This is a genomic window from Nocardia rhizosphaerihabitans, from assembly GCF_014646295.1.
GTDB classification, from domain to species: Bacteria; Actinomycetota; Actinomycetes; order Mycobacteriales; family Mycobacteriaceae; genus Nocardia; species Nocardia rhizosphaerihabitans.
Map to the genome: position 1 here is coordinate 301,613 of NZ_BMNE01000005.1, position 23,047 is coordinate 324,659.

The following is a 23,047-nucleotide window of genomic DNA, read 5'->3' on the forward strand; positions in this document are numbered from 1 at the left end:
GATCGGGTATTCAGGCCCTGATCATAAGGACAGTCCGGCGTCCCCGCGTGGCGACGTGCGGCAGGATGGAATGGATGACGCCCCTGCACCCGAAACCGAAGTTGGTGGCCACCGATGTCGATGGCACGCTGATCGACGACGCGGACAAGGTATCGGTCCGCACCAAGTCCGCCGTCAACGCGCTCGTCGCCGACGGCGCCACCTTCGTGCTCGCCACCGGCAGGCCGCCGCGCTGGATCAATCCGGTCGTCAGTGAACTCGGGTACGCACCGCTGGCGGTATGCGGCAACGGTGCTGTCATCTACGACAGTGCCAACGATCGGGTTCTGTCCAGCCACACTCTCGATGTCGAGACTCTCGGCTGGCTGGCCGAACTCGCCGAGCACGCGCTACCCGGCTGCGGGCTGGCCACCGAGCGCGTCGGCGCGAGCGCGCACGACGCCGCCACCCCGCAGTTCGTGAGCTCGCCGAACTACGAGCACGCCTGGCTCAACCCCGACGACACCGTCGTCTCGCATGCCGAGGTCATCGACTCGCCCGCGATCAAGATGCTGATCCGGCTGAGTTCGGCGCGCAGTTCCGCGATGCGCGCCGCGCTCGCGCCGCTGATCGGGGACCGAGCCGAGATCACCTACTCCACCGAGAACGGGCTGATCGAGCTGGCGGTGCCGGGGGTGACGAAGGCGTCCGGGCTGGCGGAGGTGGCGCGGCGGGTCGGCGTGGAGGACGCGTCGATCGTCGCGTTCGGGGATATGCCCAACGACGTGCCGATGCTGACGATGGCCGGGCACGGTGTGGCCATGGGCAACGCGCACCCGGAGGCGCGAGCCGCGGCCGACGAGGTCACCGGGAGCAACATCGACAATGGCGTGGCCATGGTCCTCGAACGCTGGTGGTCCTGAACTGGGCGGTTGATCACCACGCTGTCAGATGAGCATCGGCCGGGAGGCCTGCGCCACGACGGCGTGGTGATCTTGATCGGACGTGCAACGGCCGGTGCCCTCGGGTGGAGGGGCACCGGCCGTTCTTCGCCATGACCGGGGGTTAGCCAGCCGGGGCGGGCTCTGCGGTTACCGGAGGTTGGGCCGGGGCCGGATCGACGAGGCCTGGGTCGGCCGGGGCGGGGGCGGCCGGCGCGGGGGCGGCCGGCGCGGGGGCGGCCGGTTCGGTCGTCGGAGCAGCTGGAGCGGCGGGGGTCGCGGGCACCGTCGATGTGGGTGCCGTGGTGGCCGGCGCCTGTTCGGGCTTGGTGCCGTTCATCCCCTCCATCTCTTCCTCGTAGGTCTCGTTGTAGGTCTTCCAGAACGTGGTGACGATGCCGGTGAGCTCGTTGAGCACCAGCGAACCGTTCTGGAAATCGGTGCGCAGACCGTCCGGCACGAGGTACGCGCTGCCGGTCGGCAGGCCGAGCACGCCCGCGTCGCCGCCGAGGCTCAGGTAGCGATCCAGGATCGCGCCGACCACCTCGAAGACCTGGCCGTCCTCGCCGGAGAAGATGTAGCCGTTGGCGAACTTCGCGTACTGACGACCCTGTGCGCCCGACAGCAGATCCGACTGCGGCGCGCCCAGCGGACCGTCCACGCCGCCGCGGCTCACCCAGTGCCTGGCGATCTCGTTCTCGCCGGACAGGCCGAGCAGCTTGTCGACAAGGGCGCCCAGTTCGGCCATGTTGCCCTGCGGTGCGCGGGCCTGCTGACTCGGCGGTCGGGCAGGCGTCGCGGGTGAGGAGTAGGTGCCCGCGTTGCCCGCGGCGATATTGCGGATCCGGTCCATCAGCGCGTAGGCGGCGTCACCGGGGCAGTCGGTGTTGCCGACGTCGCGGTGGGCGAACACCACCGGCAGGTCGACCGCCTCGTCCATGGCGTACGGGGTGAACTCGGTGCCCTCGGAATACATCGTGGTGTAGCCCTTGGGATTCAGCCCGGCGAGCTTGGTCCGCCAGCCGACGAACTTGCCGATCGCGTTGATCGACGCCTCGCTCGGCGACTCGGACTCGTAGTTGCCCATCAGCGCCACACCCGCGGTGTTCTCGTTGAAGCCGCCCGCGTGCGCGCCCTGCACCGCCCGATCCAGGCCGCCGTAGCGACCCTCGAAGATCTGGCCGTACTGGTCGACCAGGGCGTTGTAGCCGATGTCGCACCAGCCGAGGGTTTCGGCGTGATAGGCGTAGATCGCCCGGACGATGCCCGCCGACTCCGCGCGGCTGTAGTCGTTGCGACCGGCCGTGTGGTGCACGGTGACGCCGCCGACGCCGTCGTCGTAGGTGGGTTCCTGGCAGCGGATCGACTCGTCGGCGCCCCACTGCGCGCGGGTGATGACCTTCGGTCCGCCGCCGGGCAGCGCGGCCGCGACGTCGGTGAGTCCGGCATCGATGGCGGCGCGGCCGGGGTTGATCAGGATCGCCTTGAGCGCGGCCTCGGTGATGTGGGCCGGGTCGTGGTCGGGGCCCGCGGTCGGCTTGCGGGTCACCAGCATCTGCACGGCGGTGGTCTCGCCGACGTAGATCGGCTCGGTGCCGGTCGGCGCGTCGGCGGGGGTGTGGTCGGTGGCCCTGGTGTCGAGCGGATCGGCGTCGTACCAGGGGCCCCAGTTGCCGTCCTGCTGACGGGCGCGCAGCTTGGTCGTGGTGTTCACCAGGTCGCGCGCGGTGACCGCGACCATGCTGAACGGGGTGTCCTGGGTGAGCTCCTTGACCTGGGCGCCGACCTGGTCGACGAGGTCGGGGGCGACCGCGCCGGGGGAGAGCGCGGGGGTGTCGGGGGTGGTGCCGGGTTCCAGGTTGGCCGGGTCGGCGATGAACTTGATCCCGGTCGGACGGTGCGGGGAAACCGGGGCGCCCGCGGGGGGAGTGGTCGCGGGTGCGGCCGGTGCCGGGGCGGAAGAGGTCGGCGCTGCGGGAGCCGGAGCTGGCGGCGCCGCAGGAGCTGGCGCCGCTGGTGCGCCGGGCGCTGCCTGCGCTGGTGCCCCGGGTGCGACCGGGGCTGCCGGAGCTGGTGCTGCCGGTGCCGCGGGTGCGACCGGGGCTGGTGCCGCGGGCGCGCCCGGCGCTGCCGGTGCTGGTGCCCCGGGTGCGGCCGGGGCTGGTGCTGGTGCCGCGGGTGCGGCCGGGGCCGCGGCGGGCGGCTGTGTCGGCGGCGCGGTCGGGACAGCGGTGCTCGGCGCCGGTGGACGCGCGGGCGCGCCACCCTGCTGGGCAGGGGCGGGCGCGGCGGTCGTCGTTGTCGGCTGCGCCTTCGTCGGTAAGGGTGGCAGCACGATCTCGGTCGGTAGCGCCACGCCCGGCGGAACGGGTAATCCCGGCGGCACCGGAATCGAGGTCGGCAGCGGCAGCATCTGCAGATCCGACAGGTGCAGATCGGGTAGGTCGAGACCGGTCAGCTCACGGAGCGGGACCGTGATGTCGGGGGCGGAGGTCAGCGCGACCTCCGCCAGCTGCGTCGGCACCGCCGCGAGCTGGTCGTTGGTGCTGCGGTAATCGGTCGAGTCGCTCAGCGCGAAGGCGCCGACAGGAGCGGCGACGGCGAGCGTGGTGACCACCGGGAGCACGTAGGAACGTTTCGGCTTTCGATATCGCACGTGCCTTCTCCAATCAGGGTCGAGCTCGTAGACCTTGGTGATTCAGGGGCGATCACCGGCAAGTGATGCTTGCTTCCTCTTGCCACACACACCACACTAGTTAACATACGTCACACATCTAAACCTCAACTTGAGGATTATGTGATTGCTCGAATGTAGCCTTCGGAACCCGCTCGGCGGCGACGACATGCCGACGCGAGCTTCGCCGGTCGAACCCCCCAAACCGTGGGAGCGCAGGATGAGAGCCGACACTTTGATCAACCGCAGTACCCGTCGAGGGACCCGGCGCCGCAGCGTGCCGATGCTCAGGACAGTGCCGCTGCCGGCCCTGGTCGGCGGCACCGCACTGGCACTGACCGGCGCGATCGGGCTGTGGCAGATCCTGCCCGGCCAGGTCGCGCCGACGGTCGGAGCCGGTCACGGCCGTGGGATGAGTCAGGTCGGCGCGTTCGACAGCGCCAGGGAAGGCCGGACCGCCGAGGAGATCCTCGGGCACTACTACCCGGGCGCCGCCCTCGGTCAGGTCGGGCCGACCGCCATCGGCGTCAGGCTCCAGGCCCAGGACGACGCCACCCTCGACACCTACGCCGCCGCCGGCGCGCAGGTCGCGGGCCGGATGATCGGGCCGGGCGAGGCCGCGCACCTCACTCCGCTGCCGGACGGCGGCGCGAACGTCGTGGTCACCACGGGCTGCGACGGTGAAGTGCTGTGGCAGGCCGCGACCGACGACCCGTTCGTCTACCCCGTCGATGCCGGGCCGGGCAGGCCCGCCGACGAACATCTCACCCTGTGCGGCGGCACGGCCTATCGCGGCGCGCTCGGCGTCGCGCTGGAGGGCGGCGCGTACCGGACCGTCAATCAGGTGGACCTCGACGACTACCTCGCCGGCGTGCTGCCCGCGGAGATGCAGGCGAACTGGGCCGACCAGGGCGCGTTCGAGGCACTGCGCGCGCAGGCGATCGCCGCGCGTTCCTACGCACTAGCGGAGAACCGCTACCCCTACGCGCAGACCTGCGACACCACCGATTGCCAGGTGTATCCCGGGACGGTGAAGGAGGATTCGCGCACCACCGAAGCCGTCGCGGCGACTGTGGGCACGGTGCTGTTACGCGACGGACTGATCCTGCGCTCGGAGTACTCCGCGGCTCCCGACGGCGGCAGGCCCGCCGATATCGAGACCTTCGCGGTCGGCCCGGCACCCGACGAACTCGTCGAAACCGCCCCCGCGCCAACAGCTCCCACCCTGCCGATCGAGCCTGATCCGACGATCGAGGCGCTGGCGGGCGAGAGCGTCATCGACACCGAGTACCGGCGGATCGGCGGTGCGGAGAGCGCGATCGGCGCGCCGATCGGGCCGGAAATGCAGCTGCCGCAACGGGCGGGCACCTATCGGCTGTACACGAACGGTGTCATCGTGGCGACGAAGACGCTCGGCGCGCAGGTCGTCGATTTCTCGACGTTGCTCCAGCTCGTGCCGGATGTGGGCGATCAGCTGCCGCCGTCGGCGTCGGGCGAGCCGAAGGTGACGACGCCGGAGGGTTCGGCGCCGGCTGATGTCGCACCGGGTGCGGGAATGCAGGTCCCGGCGCAACCCGGCGACCCGATGCCGGGTGCGGTCGCGCCGCCGGCCGGTGCGCCGGCACCGGGTGTGCCGCCTGTCGGTGCGCCGACGCAGGCTGCGAGCGGTGCGCCGGTGGCTGTGGTGCCGCTGGAGGAGCCGGTATACGGCCCGGCGAATCCGGCTACCGCACCGGGCGTTCACGGCGGCGAGTAGCCGGGTCAGTCGAGGGCGGTGTCGTCCAGGCCGACAGCCAGGACGCGCAGCAGACCGGCGAGTTGTTCGCGTTCCTCGGTGCCCAGTGACGCGAGCAGCCGCTGCTCGTTCGCCACATGCAGTGGCAGGAGCCGGTCGACCAGCTCCCGGCCCTCGTCGGTGAGCTGGACGAAGACCGAGCGGCGGTCGTCGGCCGACGGGGCACGCCGGACCAGGTTCTTCGCGGCCAGCCGGTCGATCCGGTTGGTGATCGCGCCGGAAGTGACCATGGCCGCCCGGTTGAGCGAGCCTGCGGTCAGGCCGGTGTCGCCGCCGGAGCGGCGCAGTGTGGCGAGCACGTCGAATTCCCAGAATTCCAGCCCGTGACCTGCGAAGAAGCGCTTGAGATCCTGTTCGAGGACGCGCGAGAGCCGGGTGATCCGGCCGACGATCGCCATCGGTGACACGTCGACATCGGGTCGTTCGGCCCGCCAGTGTTCGGTGATCAGATCGATGGCGTCCCGCATGCGCTTCCCTCTCGATTGAAAATCTTAACGTTCATCTACTTGACGCTGAGCCATCCCGCCGGGTAGATATTTCAATGTTGAGATTATCAATCAGGAGCGAACATGACGACCGCAACCCGCCCGACCGGCTACGCGGGCACCCTCGCACTCACCGCCCTCACTCCGATCGTGTGGGGCTCCACCTACGCCGTCACCACCGAATTCCTGCCGCCGGACCGGCCCCTGTTCACCGCCCTGATGCGCGCCCTGCCTGCGGGTCTGGTGCTGCTGGCGCTGACAAGGGTGCTGCCGCGCGGCATCTGGCTGGGCCGCGCCGCGGTGCTCGGCGTGCTCAATATCGGCGCGTTCTTCCCGCTGCTGTTCCTGGCCGCGTACCGGCTGCCCGGCGGCGTGGCCGGGGTGCTCGGCGCGGTGGCGCCGATGATCGCGCTCGGCTTCGCGGCCGTGCTGCTCGCCGAGGCGCCGACCCGGCGCAAGGTGATCGCCGGGGTGATCGGCGTCTTCGGGGTCGCGCTGGTCGTGCTCCGCGGCAATGCCGAGCTGGACACGATCGGTGTCGTCGCCGGACTGGCCGGCGCGGCGTCGATGTCGGCGGGCACCGTGCTGACCAAGAAGTGGGGACGCCCCGACGGCGTCGGTCCGCTGGCGATGACCGGCTGGCAGCTCACCGCGGGCGGACTGTTCATCCTGCCGCTCGCGCTGGTCCTCGAAGGCGCTCCGCCCGCGCTCGACGGTGCCGCCATCGGTGGCTACCTGTACCTCGGCATCATCGGCACCGCGCTCGCCTACTGGCTGTGGTTCCGCGGAATCTCGCGGGTGCCTGCGACTTCGGTGGCGTTCCTCGGTCTGCTGAGCCCGATGTCGGCCGCGGTGATCGGCTGGATCGCGCTCGGTCAGGCGCTCACTCCGTTGCAGATCATCGGCCTCGTCATCGCCCTCGCGGGCACGGTGCTCGGCCAGCTGCCGCCGAAGCCCGCGCCGGTGGTTGCTGAACCGTTCTCGCCCAAGGAGATTGACGACGTGGCTCTTGTAGCGCCCATCGAGGTCGCGGTTCTGACTGCGCCGGAAGCTGTTTCGGTGGCCGAAGCCGCCCGCCGCTGAGTACGCAGACCGCTCAGCCGCGCATCGCCTGCATCAACTGGTCCTCGATGAGGGCCGGAACCGGCAGGGGGTGCGCGGCTTTCGCGCGTAGGCCGTCCAGGATCAGAGCGAGGTTGCGGCGCCATAGCTCGGGGGCGACGTTCGCGGTCGCGGCGACCACGCTCGTATGCGACCAGGTGATGAACGCGATGTCCTCGAGTGTCCAGTCCGGGCGCAGCGCTCCGGCCTCCTGTGCGCGGACGATGATCCGGCGCATCAGCGCGTGACCGTGCTCGCGGGCCCGCTCCAGCGCGGCGCTCGGCGGATTGCGCAGGGCGAGTTCGCCGAGGATGCGGTCGCCGGCCTGGAGTGCGCAGATCCGCTCGACGAGGAAGGTGAACGACTCCCACGGGTCGGTGAGTTCGAGCGCCTGCTCGGCGATCGCGGCGCCCGCCTCGACCCGGTCGGCGACGGCGGCGGCGGAACGTGCCGCGGCTCTGCGTGCGGACGGGATCGAGGCCGAGCCGTTCGCGGCCGACATCACCGATCCGGCGCAGCCGGCCGAGGTGATCGCGCGGGTCGAGGAGAAGCTGGGGCCGATCGAGGTGGCGGTGCACGCGGCCGCGGCGGGGATGTCGATCCGCAGCGCGTCCACCCGTGAGGTCGACCGGTCGGCGCTGGATCTGCCCTTCGCGCTGAAGGTGTATTCGTCGATCGAGCTCAGCCGTGCGCTGCTGCCCGGCATGGTCGCGCGCGGCAGCGGCGCCCTGCTGTTCTCCTCGGGCGCCTCCGAGGCGAATCGGCAGCCCTACCTGGCGAATATGGGCGTCGCGCTCGGCGCCCAGCGCGCGTATGTCCGCCAGCTGGCCGCCGAACTCGACGGCACCGGGGTCTATGTCGGGTTGCTCGCGATCGGCGCGCTCATCGAGAACAGCGCCGTCCAGCAGCAGGTCGACGCCCATCCCGAGCTGATCCCCGCCGGGCTGGAACTGCCGCGGATCGGCAACGACGAACTCGGCGCGCGGTACTGGCGGATGTACACCGAACGCGACACCGTCGAGGTCGAGATCGGGTTCTGACTTTCGGTGTTGACTTTGACGTAGCGTCAACTTGCAGACTGGGGACACCGACGAGAATGGGAGTGGTCATGGCGGGTGAATGGTCCATCCAGGACCTCGCGAAAGCCGCGGGCACCACCAGCCGGACGCTGCGCCACTACGGGCAGCTCGGGCTGCTGGAGCCGAGCCGGACCGGCGCCAACGGCTACCGCTACTACGACCAGAACTCCCTGATCCGCCTGCAGCGCATCCTGCTGCTGCGCGAACTCGGCCTCGGCCTCCCGGTGATCGCCGAGGTCCTCGCCGGTGAACAGGACACCGCGGGCGCCCTGCGCACCCACCTGGAACTGCTTCGGCAGCAACAGGATCGGATCGCACGCCAGATCGAGTCGGTGTCCACCACGTTGCACAAGACCGAAAGAGGTGAACCACTCATGGCCGCAGAGGTTTTCGACGGCTTCGATCACACCCGGTACAAGGACGAGGTCACCGAACGCTGGGGCAAGGATGCCTACGAAAGCGGCGACCGCTGGTGGCGTTCGCTGACCGAAGACGGCAAGAAGGCATTCCTGCAGACCCAGCTCGACATCGCCGCCGACTTCGGAAAGGCCCATGCCGCCGGCCTTCCCGTCGACGGCGAGACCGTCCAGGCGATCGTCGTCAGGCACCGCGCCTGGCTCGGAGACGGAACGCAGGGCCGCCCGGTGACCGACGAGTACCTGCTCGGACTCGGCGAGATGTATGTCGCCGACCCGCGCTTCCGCAAGAACTACGACGTTCACGGTGACGGGACCGCCGAGTACATCCTCGAGGCGTTCCGCGCCTACGTCGCGGGGCGGTCCGCCTGAAGGGTTGGCGGGTGCGCGGCCGGGTAAAGAGGAGAGAACCGCGCTCGGACAGTTTGTGTCCGGGCGCGGTTTCCGGCGGTCACAGTAGGCTGCCGAGAAGCAGTATGGATGCGATGTACGAGGTCGCAAGGGGGAGCGATGAATAGCCAGCCAGCGCCGCGGGAATACGTGCCGCCGCAGACCAAACCGGTGTGGAGTCCGCTGCTCGCCGTCGTCGTCGCCGGCTTCGGAGCCGTCATCCTCGGACTGTTCGGGCTGGGTCGAGCCGTTGCCGCCCTCTCGGGCCTGCGCAGCGCGTACGACCGTTGGGCCTTCCCGGAACCAGTCGAATGGAAGTTCCTCGTCCTGCAGCATCAAGTCGACCTCGCGGTCGGCGCGGTGCTCGCGGTGCTGCTCGGGCTTGGTGGGGCGCTGGTTCTCGCTCGACGCACACGCGGGCTGACGATGGTGATCATCGGTAGCGGGCTGGCGATCTTCGCGCTCTGGGGCGCAGGCGCGATGTCCATCAGCTCCGGCACGCTGGTGACCTATGTTCTGTATTCGCTGGGACCGTGCGGCGTCTTGATCGCGGCCCTGCTTCCCGCCGGTCAGCGATGGGTCGATTCCAGGACGAACACGCAGCCCGCGCCGCCGAACAACCCGCGCCCCGCGGTTCCGCCGTATAACTGACGGCGACGTCGACAAGTAGCGGGGACAGTGGTGGATCAGGTGCGGCCGGAGCGGCCTTCTGGGGCGGTGACCGCGCTGGTCGCGGGATGGCTCGGGGTGCTGGTCGGTGGGGCGGGGATCATCGTCGGCACGGCGACGGCGGTGGTGCTGGCGTTCGGGCGCGAGATCGAGCTCGATTACACGGCGGCGGGGATCATCGGCGGGCTCGGGGTGGTGTATCTGCTGGGCGCGGTGCTGTTGTTGCGGCGGCGGATGGTGGGCAGGCGGGTGTTGCTCACCATGTCGGCGGTGATGGCCGGGGCGACGTTGCTGGTCATCGTGCTCAACGGGTCGAGTCACGGGTGGCGGTGGGGGCCGCTGGATGTCTGGCTCGCGCTCAATATGGTGATCCTCGCGCTCAGCCTGAGTGAGCCGACGCGGCGCTGGGCCACCACGCGGTGGCACGGTACGGGATAGGTTCTGAGCATGGTCGTGCACGAAGCGAAGTCGACAATCGGTGAGGTGACGGCGATTACCGCCGTATGCTGCGCCGCCATGGCCGCCGCGGCGAATCTGCTCGGGGCCGTGATTCTCGTGCGCGCCTTTCTCGCCGATCCCGACCGGCTCGACGACTCGCTGACCCTGTTCGCCACGCTCGGCGCGCTGGTGGCGGCGTTCGCGTTCGGCTACGGCGGGCTGCTGCTCGCACGGCGCGACCAGACCGGCCGGTGGGTGCTGATCGTCGCGGCGGGCGCGCAGGTCGGCCTCGGTGTACTCGGCCTGCTGGCCACGCTCGTGAACTACGACTCCGAGTACGGCATCCGCTGGTTCGCCGAGGAGCCGGTGCTTCGGTCGATTCTCATCGGCTTCGGCGGGGTACCCGGTGCCGTGACGGCGATCGTGAACCACAGCTGGGCGGCCGCGCTGGCCGCCGTCGTCCTCGGCGCGCTGGTGCTGCTGCCCGCGGCCCTCCCGTGGACGGCCGCGTACACGCTCGCTCGCCCGAAAACGGTTGTCGGACCGAACGTATAGTTTCGGCAGGTCAGCATCCGTCGCGGTGCTGCCGTGCCGACGGAGGAGGGGGACACGATGGGGTATCCGTACGGCCCGCAACAGGGCAACGACCCGTACGCGGGCGGCTACGCGCAACCCGGCTACGGCGCAGATCCTTACGCCCAGCAGCAGGGCTACCCCGCGCAACCGTACGGCGCACCGGCCTATGGCGCCCAGCCCTATCCGGCCCCCGGCTACGAATTCGGCTACGGCGCACCGGGTTACGGTCAGCCCCGGGCCGGCGGCGGAACCGCGATCACTGCCGCGGTGATCGCACTGCTGCTGTCGTTGACCTCCCTGGGCGGCCTCGGCCTCGGCTTGGCGTTTCTGCTGAGCACCGATGCCACGAGTGCTCGGGACGAAGCGGGCCGCGAGGAAGTGGCGATCGCCCTCGCGATCGGCTCAGTCCCAGCTCTGCTGTTGCTGCTCGGCTCCGTCCTGCTGTTCCGGCGCAAGACCGCAGGCCGGGTGCTCCTCATCCTCCTTACTTCGATCAGCCTGATCGGCATCGGATTGTCGGCGGCGGCAGCGATCATGGAAAATCGTGCGGGAACCGGCTACGAAACCACTCCGGCCACACTTGTCGGTGCTGCCATCGTCGGAGCGATTCCCCTGCTGATCCTTGTCATGGCCGCAGCCCCGTCCACCGGCCGCTGGATCCGCGCCGCCCGCCAGCCCGCGTACCCTCCCTACCCGTACTGACAGCACACAGGGGGCGGTGGTGCTCACCGGCTCGGCTGCCCCTTCAACGGGCTCGTCCCCGCGTCACTCCACTACGGGACGCAGGACTTCGGGAACGTCTCCGGCTTCGCCGCCGTGCTCTCCATCCCTGGTACCGGGCCCATCGACGAGGACATAGGTGCACGCCCCGCGTTCGGTTCATGGATCTTCTACCCCGATCGACACTCGTCAGTGTCCGCCGTCCACGGCGGTTCACCGCCACCGCACCACCCCTACCGCTGAGGCGGCGCTATCGGCCCAGCTCAGGACCAGGTCGGTGACTCCGCCGGGACAATCTGCGGTCTTCCGATACGCTGGGCACCCGTGACCGTCGCATCGTCCCCGGGTAACTCCGTCAACGCAGATTCCGCCACTTCGGCAAACCAGTACGACCTGATCGTGGTCGGCTCCGGCTTCTTCGGCCTGACCGTCGCCGAGCGTGCCGCGAACCTGCTCGGCAAGCGGGTGCTGGTGATCGACCGCCGCTACCACCTCGGTGGCAACGCCTACTCGGAGCCGGAGCCGGAAACCGGTATCGAGATCCACAAGTACGGCGCGCATCTGTTCCACACCTCGAACAAGAAGGTGTGGGACTACGTCACCCAGTTCACCGAGTTCACCGGGTACCAGCACCGGGTGTTCGCGCTGCACAAGGGCCAGGCCTACCAGTTCCCGATGGGGCTCGGCCTGATCTCGCAGTTCTTCGGCCGCTACTTCACCCCCGAAGAGGCCAAGGCGCTGATCGCCGAGCAGGCCGCCGAGGTGGACACCGCCGACGCGCAGAACCTCGAGGAGAAGGCGATCTCGCTGATCGGCCGCCCGCTCTACGAGGCGTTCGTGCGCGACTACACCGCCAAGCAGTGGCAGACCGACCCGAAGGAACTGCCCGCGGGCAACATCACCCGCCTGCCGGTGCGCTACACCTTCGACAACCGCTACTTCAACGACACCTACGAGGGCCTGCCCAAGGAGGGGTACACGAAGTGGCTGGAGAACATGGCCGCCTCCGAGCTCATCGAGGTGCGCCTGAACACCGACTGGTTCGACGTGCGTGACGAGGTCGTCGCGGCCAGCCCGGACGCGCCGGTCGTCTACACCGGCCCGCTGGACCACTACTTCGACTACGCCGAGGGCGAGCTCGGCTGGCGCACGATCGACTTCGAGACCGAAGTCCTCGAGATCGGCGATTTCCAGGGCACCTCGGTGATGAACTACAACGACGCCGACGCGCCGTACACCCGCATCATCGAGCCGCGCCATTTCCATCCTGAGCGCGACTACCCGACCGACAAGACGGTCATCATGCGCGAGTTCTCCCGCTTCGCCCAGACCGGTGACGAGCCGTACTACCCGATCAACACCCCCGAGGACCGCGCCAAGCTGCTGGCCTACCGCGAGCTCGCCAAGAAGGAGACCGCCGAGAAGAAGGTCCTCTTCGGCGGCCGCCTCGGCACCTACCAGTACCTGGACATGCACATGGCGATCGGTTCGGCGCTGAGCATGTTCGAGAACGTGCTGCGTCCGCATCTGGAGTCCGGCGCGGCTTTGGTGGACGAGGCATGAGCGAGCGAAGCGAGCGACAGATGAGCACAGCCGCTATCGCGGTCATGCTGGAGCCGAGCGCCAGCGAGGTGGAAGCATGAGCGCGCAGCCGGTGCTCGACGACGTGACGACCGAGACGCGCGCGAAGTCGCTGCTGCAGCGGATCATCCTGCCGCGTCCGGGCGAGCCGCTCGACGTGCGGACCCTCTACCTGGAGGAATCCACCACCAACGCGCGCCGCGCGCACGCCACCAGCCGGACCGCGCTCTCGATCGGCGCCGAGTCCGAGGTGTCGTTCTGCACCTACTTCAACGCGCTGCCCGCCAGCTACTGGCGGCGCTGGAGTGTGCTGAACTCGGTGGTGCTCCGCCTGGAGCTGGCCGGACACGGCCGCGTCGACGTCTACCGCTCCAAGGCCGACGGTTCGCGAATCCATGTGCAGGGCAAGGAATTCGCCGTCGCCCAGGGCGCGGATTCGATCACGGTGGAGTTCGAGACCGATCTCGGCCCGTTCGAGGACGGCGGCTGGATCTGGTTCGACATCACCACCGACACGGCGGTCACGCTGCTCGCCGGCGGCTGGTACGCGCCGCGGGAAGCGCCCGGCGCGGGCACCATCGCGGTCGGCATGCCCACCTTCAACCGGCCCACCGACCTGGTCAAGACGCTGGCCGCGCTCGGTTCGGATCCACTGGTGCTCGGCAATGTCACCAAGGTGATCGTGGCCGATCAGGGCAATCGCAAGGTCGTCGACGAGCCCGGCTTCACCGAGGCCGCCGCAACGCTGGGCGATCGGCTCGCCATCCATGACCAGCCCAATCTCGGCGGGTCCGGCGGCTACAGCCGCGTCATGTACGAGGCGCTCAAGACCGACGCCGAGTTCATCGTCTACATGGACGACGACATCGAGATCGAGCCCGACTCGATCCTGCGCGCGCTGGCGTTCTCCCGGTTCGCCAAGTCGCCGCTGCTGGTCGGCGGGCAGATGCTGAACCTGCAGGAGCGCTCGCACCTGCACAGCATGGGCGAGGTTGTCGACCGCGGGATCTTCATGTGGTCCTCCGCGCCCAACGTCGAGTACGACCACGATTTCTCGAAGTACCCGCTCAAGGATCGCGACAACTCCAAGCTGCTGCACCGGCGCATCGACGTCGACTTCAACGGCTGGTGGACCTGCGTGATCCCGCGTCAGGTGGCCGAGCAGATCGGTCAGCCGCTGCCGCTGTTCCTCAAGTGGGACGACGTCGAGTACGGCCTGCGCGCCCGCGAGGCCGGCTACCCGACGATCACCCTGCCGGGTGCGGCCGTGTGGCACATGGCCTGGTCCGACAAGGACGACGCCATCGACTGGCAGGCGTACTTCCACCTGCGCAACCGCTTGGTCGTCGCCTCCCTGCACCTGCCCGGTGACGGCAAGCCGATGATCGTGAACACGGTCAAGGCCACCCTCAAGCACCTGCTGTGCCTGGAGTACTCGACGGTCGCCATCCAGAACGAGGCGATCCGCGACTTCCTGGCCGGGCCGGAGGGCCTGTTCGACCTGCTGCCGAGCGCGCTGGGCAAGATCCACGCGATGCGCAAGCAGTACCCGGACGCCGTGGTGCTGCCGTCCTCGACGGAGCTGCCGCTGGCCAACCGGCACGGCGTCGGCGCGACCGGCGAGCCGGGCAACCCCATCGCGAAGGTCGCGCGCCTGGCCAAGGGCGTCGTGCACAACTTCCGCAAGGCCGACCCGGCCGCGCACGAGACACCGCAGCTGAACGTGCCGACGCTGGACGCGCGCTGGTTCCTGCTGTCCCAGGTCGACGGCGTCACCGTGACGACCGCGGACGGCCGCGGCGTCGTCTACCGCAAGCGCGACCCGCGCAAGGCCGCCGAGCTGCTCAAGGAAGCGATGCGTCTGCGCAAGGAGCTCACCGCGCGCTTCCCGGAGATGCAGCAGCGCTACCGGGCCGCGCACGCCGAGCTGACCAGCACGGCCGCGTGGGAGAAGACCTTCGGCATCAGCCAGAACGGAACCGAGAAGAAGTGAACGCGATCAACCCCGAACTGCCCGAGCTCGAGCTGGCCGAGGAAGGCTGCTGCGGTGAGTGCGCCTGCGGCGACGGCGAGTACGTGGAGGTGCCGGTCGAGGTCGGCATCATCAACGTCGTGCAGACCACCATCGGCACCAACCCGGCCGTCGTCTCGGCCGCGCGCGGGATGTCGCACTTCGGTGAGCACGCGCTGGGCTGGGTCGGCATCGCCGCCGCGGGCTGGCTGGTCGACAAGCCGCGGCGCAGGCAGTGGGCGGGCGTCGCGGTCGGCGCGGTCGGCGCGCACGCCGCCTCGATCGTGATCAAGCGGATCGTCCGGCGCCCGCGCCCGAACGACCCGACGGTGCAGGTCAACGTGTCGACGCCGAGCAAATTGAGCTTCCCGTCCTCGCACGCGACCTCCACCACGGCGGCGGCGGTGTTGCTCGGCAGGCTGACCGGGCTACCCTTGCCTGCGGTGCTCGTGCCGCCGATGCTCCTTTCCCGGGTCGTGCTCGGTGTGCATTACCCTTCCGACGTGCTCGCCGGTTCCGCCTTGGGTGCCGCGTCGGCAGCTGCCGTGCTAGCCGCCGAAAAGAGACTCCGACAGTGACCGCAACCGAAAGAACCTTGGCTGAGATGAGCGAAGAACCGTCCGCCGCCGTCCTCGACGAAGGTGTTGTGAAGGGCCCGCCGAAGACCCTGGTCGGTGGCGTCGTCAAGGCCATGCGCCCGCGTCAGTGGGTGAAGAACGTCCTGGTGCTCGCCGCACCGCTGGCCGTCGGCCCCGAAGCTGTCGGCGACGCGGGCGTGCTGGTGCACGTCGCGATCGCGTTCGTCGTGTTCTGCATGGCGGCCTCCGGCATCTACCTGGTCAACGACTCGCTCGATGTCGAGGCCGACCGGGCGCATCCGACCAAGCGCTTCCGGCCGATCGCCGCCGGCGTCGTCCCGGTCAACCTGGCATACGGGCTCGCCGCGGTTCTGCTGATCGGCTCGATCGCGGGTTCGTTCCTCGCGTCCTGGCACCTCGCCGTGGTGATGGCCATCTACATCGCCATCCAGCTGGCCTACTGCCTCGGCCTCAAGCACCAGGCCGTTCTCGACATCTGCATCGTTTCGTCGGGCTTCCTGCTGCGCGCCGTCGCCGGTGGCGCGGCGGCGAGCATCGCGCTGTCGCAGTGGTTCCTGCTGATCATGGCGTTCGGTTCGCTGTTCATGGCGGCGGGCAAGCGCTACGCCGAACTGCAGATCGCGCTGGAGACCGGCGCCAAGATCCGCAAGTCGCTGCAGTACTACACGCCGACCTACCTGCGCTTCATCTGGACACTCGCGGCCACCGCCGTCGTGATCTTCTACGGCCTCTGGGCGTTCCAGCAGGACGAGCTGCGCGACACCCAGTGGTACTCGATCTCCATGATCCCGTTTACCATCGCAATCCTGCGTTACGCGGTCGACGTCGACGGTGGCGAGGCCGGTGAACCCGAAGAGATCGCGCTGGGGGACCGCATCCTGCAGTTCCTCGCTATTGCCTGGATCGGAGCGGTAGGTGTCGCTGTCTATCTCACCTGACGAGATCGTGGTAGCGGAGCAGGAGACAACCGAATACGAGCGGCTACGCGACGACGAGCAGTCGGCGCGCCCGGCCGCCCGTTTCGCGATTCTGTCCCGCGCCACCTTCGTCGGTGGGGTTGTGCTCGCCGTCGTGTTGTTCGCGGTCGGCGCCTGGCAGCGGCGATGGATCGCCGACGACGGCCTCATCGTCCTGCGGACGGTGCGCAACCTGCTCGCAGGCAACGGCCCCGTCTTCAACATGGGCGAGCGGGTCGAGGCCAACACCAGCACCGCGTGGACGTATGTGGTCTGGTTCTTCAGCTGGCTCACCCAGGCCCGGCTCGAGTACGTGGTGCTCGGCGTCGCGCTGGTGGCCTCGCTGCTGGCGATCGTGTTCGCCATGCTCGGCACGGCCCGGCTGTGGGGCGGAAGCACCGGTCAGCTGCTGATCCCGGCGGGCGTGCTCGTCTATATCGCGCTCCCGCCCGCCCGTGACTACGCCACCTCCGGCTTGGAGAGCGGCCTTGTCATCTGCTGGGTCGGGTTGCTGTGGTGGCTGCTGATCCGCTGGAGCCAGGCCGCGGTGGTTCGCGTTCCGAGCCTGCTCGGGCTGGTCTTCCTCGCCGGTCTCGCGCCGCTGATCCGGCCGGAGGCCACGCTCATCGGCGCGCTCGCGCTCGGCATGATCTTCCTGACCCCGATGCCGCAGTTCCGGTACGGGCCGATCGTGCTGCGCGCGCTGATCGTGTTCGTCGCCGGGATCGTGCCGGTGGCCTACCAGATCTGGCGGATGGGCTACTACGGCCTGCCCTACCCGAACACCGCGGTCGCCAAGGACGCGGGCGGTGCCAAGTGGGGCCAGGGCATGAAGTACCTCTGGGACCTGGTCGGCCCGTACTACCTGTGGATTCCGCTGCTCGTGCTGCTGATCGCCGGCGCGGTCACCGCGGTGGCGCGCGGGGTCGCGGTGCGGCCGAAGTGGTCGGTGGCCGGGTTCCGCACCTGGCTGCGCTCGCCCAGCGCGGTCGTCGTGCTCGTCCTGGTCAGCGGTCTGCTGCTCACCGTCTACGCGATCCGCGTCGGCGGCGACTTCATGCACGGCCGGATGCTGCTGACCCAGCTGTTTCTGCTGCTGTTGCCGGTGGCCGTCGTGCCGATCCGGCTGCGAGCGTTCAGCCCCCGTGACTGGTCGACGGTCGTCGTGCTCGCCGCGTTGCTCGGCACCGCGGGCTGGTCGCTGTACGCGGCGAGTACCACCGCGATCAAGACCGGCACCAAGATCAGCTCGTCTGGCATCGTCGACGAGCGCGTCTACTACGTGCTCAACACCGGCAAGGACCATCCGATCCTGGCCGAGGACTACCTCGACTATCCGCGCATGCGGGCGATGGTCAACGACATCGCGGCCAACCCCAACGGCGGCCTGCTGCTGAACTCGCCTGCGTTCACGTTCTGGTACCTCGACCCGCCGCCGCAACCGATCCCCGAGGGCGGCGCAGGGCACACGGTCTACTTCCTGAACCTCGGCATGACCAGCATGAACGTGCCGCTGGATGTGCGCGTCATCGATCCGATGGGCCTGTCCTACCCGCTGGCAGCGCATTCGGACCGGCTCGCCGACGGCCGCATCGGGCACGACAAGAGCCTGTACCCGGACTGGGTGGTGGTCGACTCGGGCATGGTCGACATCCATCCGTGGATGCCCTGGTACATGGACGAGGAGTGGGTCACCCAGGCGCGCACCGCGATGTCGTGCCCGGAGACGCAGGCGCTGATGATCTCCACCCGCGACCCGCTCACCTTCGACCGGTTCAAGCACAACCTGCGCCATGCGCTGAGTTTCGCGAAGTACCGGATCGACCGGGTGCCGAAGTACGAAATCCAGCGTTGTGGGCTGGTTGATCCCTTCCCCGAGCCTCCCCGCTGAAGTACTCTCCTTGCGTCACACTGGGCTCATGGGTACCCATGAGCCCAGTGGTTACACCCTCTGCTCAGGCTTTTCTTAGTGGCGAACACCATTAAATCTCTTTTCGGTAACGCCCGGCTATCGATGTAGCGATATGGTCAACGAGGAACTCCGTCGGCGCACTGGTGTGCCGGTAGTAAGTCGGCGGTCATTGCAACCGCGGTTCCGCGCGAACCGCACGAGGAAAGGCCAAAAACAGAATGCGTGGCGGACGTCTAAGAGCCCGGGGAACCGGCTGGCTCAAGCGGTCGGTGTTGGTTTCCCTGGCGGTTGTGCTGCCCCTCGGTGCGGGGGTGGCGGGACCCGCTGGTACCGCGACGGCAGCGTTCAACCCCTCGGGATTCGACTTCTGGGTCGACTCGGAAATGGGCCCGATCAAGTCGCGAATCTTCCGTGCGGCCGACGGCAACACCAGTCGCGTTGTCTACGCGCTCGACGGTATGCGTGCCCAGGACGATCTCAACGGCTGGGAGAAGGACACCGAGGTCGTCCGCGGTCTGACCGCGGCCAACATCAACGTCGTCATGCCGGTCGGCGGCCAGTCCAGCTTCTACGCCGACTGGAACGCACCGAGCAACTTCTTCGGCATCGATGCCGGTTCGGGCGGTAGCTCGACCGGCTCGGCCGCCACCGGCTCCGCGATGACGGGTTCGTCGATCGCGCCGGCGCAGGTCGCAGGCAAGAAGAACACCTACAAGTGGGAAAGCTTCCTCACCAACAACCTGCGCAACGCGCTGTCCAGCCGGCTGGGCTTCAACCCCAACCGCAACGGCGTGTTCGGTCTGTCGATGGGCGGCTCGGCCGCGCTGACGCTGGCCGCCTACCACCCCGACCAGTTCAGCTTCGCCGGCTCGTTCTCCGGCTACCTGAACATCTCGGCGCCGGGTATGCGTGAGGCGATGCGCGTCGCGATGATCTCGGCCGGTGGCTTCAACATCGACGCGATGGCGCCGCCGTGGGGCCCGCAGTGGCTGCGCATGGACCCGTTCGTCTTCGCGCCGCGTCTGGTCGCCAACGGCACCCGCGTGTGGGTGTCCTCGGCCAGCGGTATCCCCGGTGCCGGCGATGTGTCCAACCCGATGGAGATCGTCCAGGGCGTGCCGCTCGAGCTGCTCGCGATGGTGAACACCCGTGCCTTCCAGGTCCGGATGGCCACCCTCGGCGGCGGTAACGCGAACTTCGACTTCCCGATCACCGGCGTGCACAACTGGCGCAACTGGGAGACCGAAGTCAACCGCATGATCCCGGATCTGTCGGCCAACATCGGCTAGCTCCACCTGTTCGACGGGCAAACCGCCCGGTGCACACGCACCGGGCGGTTTTCTTTGTCCACGTCACGATCCGAAGGACGCGGGGTGACGAATCATGTGCGGCAGGTCACCGCCGGTTGTGTTGCGGGTCACTTTCCAGCAACATGGAAGCGTTCGTCAGCGGTTGATACACGGTGAGCATGCGTCGAGGTTGAATCGTCCGTTTTGCCCTGGATCGAGTCATTTCGACGTCCGATGAGGGATCCGGTTGCGTAGCTAATGGTTTGCGCACGGGGTCGTGGCGAGAAAGGTCGATCGAATGCGAACACTGCGCTGGAAGCGTGGGCCCGTCGAGGCCCGAGGATCGTGGGCGAAGCGCTGGGCCGCCGGCGTTTCCCTGGCTCTCCTGGTGCCGCTCGGGACGGTTGTCACCGGGACGAGCGCACCGGCGTCGGCCGGATTCCATCCTGGCGCGTTCGATTTCTGGGTCGACTCCGGCATGGGCCCGATCAAGACCCGCATCCTGCGAGCCGCCGACGGCAACACCCAGCGCGTCGTCTACGCCCTCGACGGCATGCGCGCCCCCGAGTCCCTCAACGGCTGGGAGGAAGCCACCGACGTACCCAACGCGCTGGCCGCCGCGAACATCAATGTCGTGATGCCGGTCGGCGGCATGTCGAGTTTCTACGCCGACTGGAACTCGCCGAGTGAGTTCTTCGGCACCGGGTCCGGCGACACCGGCTCCGCCGCGGGCCCCGGCAAGAGCTACCGCTACCAGTGGGAAACCTTCCTGACCGTCGACCTGCGCAACGCGCTGGCGGACCGGCTCGGGTTCCGTCGCGACCGCAACGGCGTATTCGGTCTGTCCATGGGCGGATCGGCCGCCTTGACGCTGGCTGCCTATCACCCTGATCAGTTCTCCTACGCCGGGGCATTCTCCGGTTACCTGAACATCTCGGCCCCCGGAATGCGGGAGGCCATCCGCCTGGCCATGCTCGATGCGGGCGGATACAACGTGGACTCGATGGCGCCGCCGTGGGGCCCGCAGTGGCTGCGGATGGACCCGTTCGTGTTCGCGCCCAACTTGATCGGCAACAACACCCGCCTGTGGATCGGCGCGGCCTCCGGCTTGCCGACGGGCCAGGACGGCCCGTCCATGGATACCGTCAACGGCATGGGCCTGGAAGCCATGGCACTGGCCAACACCCGGGCATTCGAAGTCCGCATGGCCACGCTCGGAGCACGCAATGTCACCTACTCCTACCCGGCGTACGGAATTCACGCGTGGAATACCTGGGGCGCGGAAGCATTCCGCATGATTCCTGACCTCTCGGCAAATATCGGGTGAAACTCCTGGATAGGTTGCACTGACGTCGGTGTATGACTACCCTTCATCGCGGACAGAAGGCCGCGTGCCCTCGCATGAAAAGCCAAGTTTGCGTGGCCAATTGGATAGACGTGATGGTATGCGGTCGGGCGCCTACCGGCGTCGTCAGAACAACTCGGAAAGAGAGCCGCACCATGCGCTTCGGACGGACGCCAGCTTCAGGGCTGAGCGACGCGAGCAGTGATCCTCGGCTGCACCGGCGGTTGCGTGCGCTTGTCGCGATCGCTGCCGCGGTCGCCATGCCCTTTTCCGCCACCGTCGCCGCTTCGGCCGCGCCCGCGACTCCCGTCCTGCGGGCGCCCGCCGGTGGCTACGAGGAGCTGATGGTCCCCTCGGTGATGGGGCCCGTGAAGGTTCAGGTCCAGTGGGCCAAGAACGGCGGTTCCGCCGCGCTGTACCTGCTCGACGGTATGGCGGCGCGCGATGACAAGAACGCGTGGTCGTTCGAGACCAACGCCATGCAGCAGTTCGCCAACGACGATGTCACCCTGGTGATGCCGGTCGGCGGTATGTCGAGCTTCTACGCCGACTGGGTGTCCCCGAGCAGCCTCAACGGGCAGAAGACCACCTACAAGTGGGAAACCTTCCTGACCGAGGAGCTCCCGAACTTCCTGGCGGGCTACGGCGTCTCCAAGACCAACAACGGCATCATCGGCCTGTCGATGAGTGGCAGCGCGGCGCTGTCGCTGGCCGCCATGCACCGTGACCAGTTCAAGTACGCCGGTTCGTTCTCCGGTGCCCTCAACCTCTCGCAGCCGGGCATGCGCGAAGCCGTGCGTGTGGCCATGCTGCGCTGGGGCGCCTACAGCTCCGACTCGCTGGCTCCGCCGTGGAGCCCGCAGTGGCTGCGGATGGACCCCTTCACGGTGGCCGCGCAGCTCAAGGGTCTGCCGATGCGGATCTCCGCGGGCAGCGGCCTGCCGGGTCAGTACAACAACCCGCGTAACCCCGGCGAGGTCTTCGATACCGGCGTCGGTATGGGCATCGAGGCGGTCACCCTGATCAGCACCCGGTCGTTCGAATCGCGGCTGAAGTCGATCGGCGTTCCCGCCACCTTCGACTTCCCTGCCACCGGCACGCACACCTGGAAGTACTGGGAGGACCAGCTCTGGGCCGGTCGCCCACAGATCCTCGCCGCTCTCGGCGTCTGATCCGTATCAACTTCAATATCGACGAAGGCATGGCTGCGGCGACATCGTTCGCAGCCATGCCTTCGCTGTTTCACCGCTCGACTTAATGGGGAATGATGTCGAATATTGTGAAGGTCGTCGACCTGGTCCCGGGCCAGGTCGCCGAGATTCCGCGCCACTCCGCGGCTGACCTGGACGCCGATACCTTCTGGCGTTCCTATGTTGTCGCGCAGCGGCCGGTGGTGATCACCGGAGCCATCGCGGACTGGCCGGCGTTGCAGCGCTGGCAGGACACCGAGTATCTGGCAGCGCACGCGGGGGACACCGAGGTGACCGTTGCCCGCACCTTCAATCCGGTGCCGGCCAAAGCCTTCTTCGACCGAGCCGAGAAGCTGCCACTGGCCGCGTCATTGCGGAATATGGCCGACAGCGAGCCCACCGACGTGTACTCGATGCCAGCGTTCAAGCTTCCCGAGCGCTGGCTCGCCGACCTCGGGCGCTACAGCTTCCTGCCCGAGCGGTACGACCGCAGGCCGATCCTGTTCCCGCGGAACCGGGTCTTCGTCTACCGCAACGCGGGCACGGAGTGGCACCACCACGGGATCGACGAGACACTGACCACGCAGCTGCGTGGACGCAAGCGGGTGTCGGTGTTCGAGCTGGACGCGCAGACCCGTAAGGAGTTCACCAGGATCATCCGGTCGAACCTGCACCACGTCAACGGGGGCGCAAAGTTCTTCCCGCCGGAGTTGTCGATCGTCAAGTACGAGACGATCATCGAGGCGGGCGACGTCGTGTACATCCCGCCGCGGTACTGGCACGGCATCGACCCGTACGACAACGAAATCGGCATCACGTTCGCGCATTGCTTCCGCTCGCCCGCGGAGGGGATCCGGCAGACGCTCCGGTGGGTCGGCAACGGTTTCAAGTAAGTGGGGGC

Annotated in this window: 21 protein-coding genes; 18 read left to right on the forward strand and 3 right to left on the reverse strand. The window is 68.4% G+C overall.

The window, feature by feature from the left end; translation table 11 throughout:
* The first annotated feature begins 65 nt into the window (after positions 1 to 65).
* Positions 66 to 902 (forward strand): HAD family hydrolase, encoded by an 837-nt coding sequence (locus tag IEY60_RS23155; protein ID WP_373291751.1) that lies wholly within the window; start codon positions 66 to 68, stop codon positions 900 to 902.
* Between the two features lie 142 nt (positions 903 to 1,044).
* On the opposite strand, the gene IEY60_RS23160 is transcribed toward IEY60_RS23155, so the two are convergent.
* Entirely contained in the window at positions 1,045 to 3,576 is a 2,532-nt protein-coding gene (locus IEY60_RS23160) for an N-acetylmuramoyl-L-alanine amidase (protein ID WP_229740052.1), read from the reverse strand.
* A gap of 238 nt (positions 3,577 to 3,814) precedes the next feature.
* On the opposite strand from IEY60_RS23160, the gene IEY60_RS23165 reads away from it, so the two are divergent.
* A complete protein-coding gene (locus IEY60_RS23165; protein WP_189032036.1) occupies positions 3,815 to 5,350 on the forward strand; it encodes a SpoIID/LytB domain-containing protein in 1,536 nt (511 codons plus the stop codon).
* Between the two features lie 5 nt (positions 5,351 to 5,355).
* Here the strand turns inward: IEY60_RS23165 and IEY60_RS23170 are convergent, their stop codons facing one another.
* Positions 5,356 to 5,856, reverse strand: coding sequence for a MarR family winged helix-turn-helix transcriptional regulator (locus IEY60_RS23170; RefSeq protein WP_189032038.1), 501 nt, complete (start codon positions 5,854 to 5,856; stop codon positions 5,356 to 5,358).
* Positions 5,857 to 5,958: 102 nt separating this feature from the next.
* Here IEY60_RS23170 and IEY60_RS23175 point away from each other — a divergent pair, with 102 nt between their 5' ends.
* Complete coding sequence (locus IEY60_RS23175; RefSeq protein WP_229740053.1) at positions 5,959 to 6,957, forward strand: EamA family transporter; 999 nt, start codon at positions 5,959 to 5,961, stop codon at positions 6,955 to 6,957.
* Positions 6,958 to 6,970: 13 nt separating this feature from the next.
* Here IEY60_RS23175 and IEY60_RS35915 read toward each other — a convergent pair whose 3' ends face one another.
* Positions 6,971 to 7,477 carry an SbtR family transcriptional regulator gene (locus IEY60_RS35915; RefSeq protein ID WP_229740054.1) on the reverse strand — a complete coding sequence of 169 codons (507 nt, stop codon included), beginning with the start codon at positions 7,475 to 7,477 and terminating at the stop codon, positions 6,971 to 6,973.
* Between IEY60_RS35915 and IEY60_RS23185 the strand changes: the two genes are divergently transcribed.
* From IEY60_RS23185 to IEY60_RS23255, 15 genes are all read left to right on the forward strand, one after another.
* Positions 7,449 to 8,015 (forward strand): SDR family NAD(P)-dependent oxidoreductase, encoded by a 567-nt coding sequence (locus IEY60_RS23185; RefSeq protein ID WP_229740077.1) that lies wholly within the window; start codon positions 7,449 to 7,451, stop codon positions 8,013 to 8,015. The two genes, IEY60_RS35915 and IEY60_RS23185, sit on opposite strands and share 29 nt — an antisense overlap.
* Before the next feature lie 68 nt (positions 8,016 to 8,083).
* Entirely contained in the window at positions 8,084 to 8,842 is a 759-nt protein-coding gene (locus IEY60_RS23190) for a MerR family transcriptional regulator (RefSeq protein WP_189032044.1), read from the forward strand.
* A gap of 138 nt (positions 8,843 to 8,980) precedes the next feature.
* On the forward strand, positions 8,981 to 9,511 hold the full coding sequence (locus tag IEY60_RS23195) for a hypothetical protein (RefSeq protein ID WP_189032046.1): 531 nt from the start codon (positions 8,981 to 8,983) through the stop codon (positions 9,509 to 9,511).
* 30 nt (positions 9,512 to 9,541) lie between these two features.
* Positions 9,542 to 9,967 (forward strand): hypothetical protein, encoded by a 426-nt coding sequence (locus tag IEY60_RS23200; protein WP_189032048.1) that lies wholly within the window; start codon positions 9,542 to 9,544, stop codon positions 9,965 to 9,967.
* A 9-nt stretch (positions 9,968 to 9,976) separates the two neighbouring features.
* A complete protein-coding gene (locus tag IEY60_RS23205) occupies positions 9,977 to 10,522 on the forward strand; it encodes a hypothetical protein (RefSeq protein ID WP_189032050.1) in 546 nt (181 codons plus the stop codon).
* Between the two features lie 57 nt (positions 10,523 to 10,579).
* Positions 10,580 to 11,245 carry a hypothetical protein gene (locus IEY60_RS23210; RefSeq protein WP_189032052.1) on the forward strand — a complete coding sequence of 222 codons (666 nt, stop codon included), beginning with the start codon at positions 10,580 to 10,582 and terminating at the stop codon, positions 11,243 to 11,245.
* 342 nt (positions 11,246 to 11,587) lie between these two features.
* Positions 11,588 to 12,826, forward strand: a complete 1,239-nt coding sequence (gene glf, locus IEY60_RS23215; protein ID WP_189032054.1) for a UDP-galactopyranose mutase — start codon at positions 11,588 to 11,590, stop codon at positions 12,824 to 12,826.
* A 76-nt stretch (positions 12,827 to 12,902) separates the two neighbouring features.
* A complete protein-coding gene (locus tag IEY60_RS23220) occupies positions 12,903 to 14,837 on the forward strand; it encodes a glycosyltransferase (protein WP_189032056.1) in 1,935 nt (644 codons plus the stop codon).
* A gap of 83 nt (positions 14,838 to 14,920) precedes the next feature.
* Positions 14,921 to 15,433, forward strand: a complete 513-nt coding sequence (locus IEY60_RS23225; protein WP_189032526.1) for a phosphatase PAP2 family protein — start codon at positions 14,921 to 14,923, stop codon at positions 15,431 to 15,433.
* Between the two features lie 26 nt (positions 15,434 to 15,459).
* Positions 15,460 to 16,392 carry a decaprenyl-phosphate phosphoribosyltransferase gene (locus IEY60_RS23230; RefSeq protein ID WP_189032058.1) on the forward strand — a complete coding sequence of 311 codons (933 nt, stop codon included), beginning with the start codon at positions 15,460 to 15,462 and terminating at the stop codon, positions 16,390 to 16,392.
* On the forward strand, positions 16,370 to 18,301 hold the full coding sequence (locus IEY60_RS23235) for an arabinofuranosyltransferase AftB family protein (protein WP_308426119.1): 1,932 nt from the start codon (positions 16,370 to 16,372) through the stop codon (positions 18,299 to 18,301). Before IEY60_RS23230 ends, IEY60_RS23235 begins: the two co-directional genes overlap by 23 nt.
* A gap of 239 nt (positions 18,302 to 18,540) precedes the next feature.
* Positions 18,541 to 19,611 carry an alpha/beta hydrolase gene (locus IEY60_RS23240; RefSeq protein WP_189032060.1) on the forward strand — a complete coding sequence of 357 codons (1,071 nt, stop codon included), beginning with the start codon at positions 18,541 to 18,543 and terminating at the stop codon, positions 19,609 to 19,611.
* A gap of 298 nt (positions 19,612 to 19,909) precedes the next feature.
* The gene (locus tag IEY60_RS23245; protein WP_189032062.1) at positions 19,910 to 20,938 is read left to right on the forward strand and encodes an alpha/beta hydrolase; all 1,029 of its coding nucleotides are present in this window, start codon (positions 19,910 to 19,912) and stop codon (positions 20,936 to 20,938) included.
* A 173-nt stretch (positions 20,939 to 21,111) separates the two neighbouring features.
* Positions 21,112 to 22,128 (forward strand): alpha/beta hydrolase, encoded by a 1,017-nt coding sequence (locus IEY60_RS23250; protein WP_189032065.1) that lies wholly within the window; start codon positions 21,112 to 21,114, stop codon positions 22,126 to 22,128.
* Between the two features lie 95 nt (positions 22,129 to 22,223).
* Positions 22,224 to 23,039 carry a cupin-like domain-containing protein gene (locus IEY60_RS23255; RefSeq protein ID WP_189032067.1) on the forward strand — a complete coding sequence of 272 codons (816 nt, stop codon included), beginning with the start codon at positions 22,224 to 22,226 and terminating at the stop codon, positions 23,037 to 23,039.
* The last annotated feature ends 8 nt before the right edge of the window (positions 23,040 to 23,047 follow it).

Excerpts from the sequence above, each read along its gene's own strand:
- IEY60_RS23245 (WP_189032062.1), top strand. The coding sequence starts at position 19,910 with ATGCGAACACTGCGCTGGAAGCGTGGGCCCGTCGAGGCCCGAGGATCG.
- IEY60_RS23165 (WP_189032036.1), top strand. The coding sequence starts at position 3,815 with ATGAGAGCCGACACTTTGATCAACCGCAGTACCCGTCGAGGGACCCGG.
- IEY60_RS23210 (WP_189032052.1), top strand. The coding sequence starts at position 10,580 with ATGGGGTATCCGTACGGCCCGCAACAGGGCAACGACCCGTACGCGGGC.
- IEY60_RS23220 (WP_189032056.1), top strand. The coding sequence starts at position 12,903 with ATGAGCGCGCAGCCGGTGCTCGACGACGTGACGACCGAGACGCGCGCG.
- IEY60_RS23175 (WP_229740053.1), top strand. The coding sequence starts at position 5,959 with ATGACGACCGCAACCCGCCCGACCGGCTACGCGGGCACCCTCGCACTC.
- IEY60_RS23155 (WP_373291751.1), top strand. The coding sequence starts at position 66 with ATGGAATGGATGACGCCCCTGCACCCGAAACCGAAGTTGGTGGCCACC.
- IEY60_RS23250 (WP_189032065.1), top strand. The coding sequence starts at position 21,112 with ATGCGCTTCGGACGGACGCCAGCTTCAGGGCTGAGCGACGCGAGCAGT.
- IEY60_RS23255 (WP_189032067.1), top strand. The coding sequence starts at position 22,224 with ATGTCGAATATTGTGAAGGTCGTCGACCTGGTCCCGGGCCAGGTCGCC.
- IEY60_RS23170 (WP_189032038.1), bottom strand. The coding sequence starts at position 5,856 with ATGCGGGACGCCATCGATCTGATCACCGAACACTGGCGGGCCGAACGA.
- IEY60_RS23240 (WP_189032060.1), top strand. The coding sequence starts at position 18,541 with ATGCGTGGCGGACGTCTAAGAGCCCGGGGAACCGGCTGGCTCAAGCGG.
- IEY60_RS23190 (WP_189032044.1), top strand. The coding sequence starts at position 8,084 with ATGGCGGGTGAATGGTCCATCCAGGACCTCGCGAAAGCCGCGGGCACC.
- IEY60_RS35915 (WP_229740054.1), bottom strand. The coding sequence starts at position 7,477 with ATGTCGGCCGCGAACGGCTCGGCCTCGATCCCGTCCGCACGCAGAGCC.
- IEY60_RS23195 (WP_189032046.1), top strand. The coding sequence starts at position 8,981 with ATGAATAGCCAGCCAGCGCCGCGGGAATACGTGCCGCCGCAGACCAAA.
- IEY60_RS23230 (WP_189032058.1), top strand. The coding sequence starts at position 15,460 with ATGAGCGAAGAACCGTCCGCCGCCGTCCTCGACGAAGGTGTTGTGAAG.
- IEY60_RS23205 (WP_189032050.1), top strand. The coding sequence starts at position 9,977 with ATGGTCGTGCACGAAGCGAAGTCGACAATCGGTGAGGTGACGGCGATT.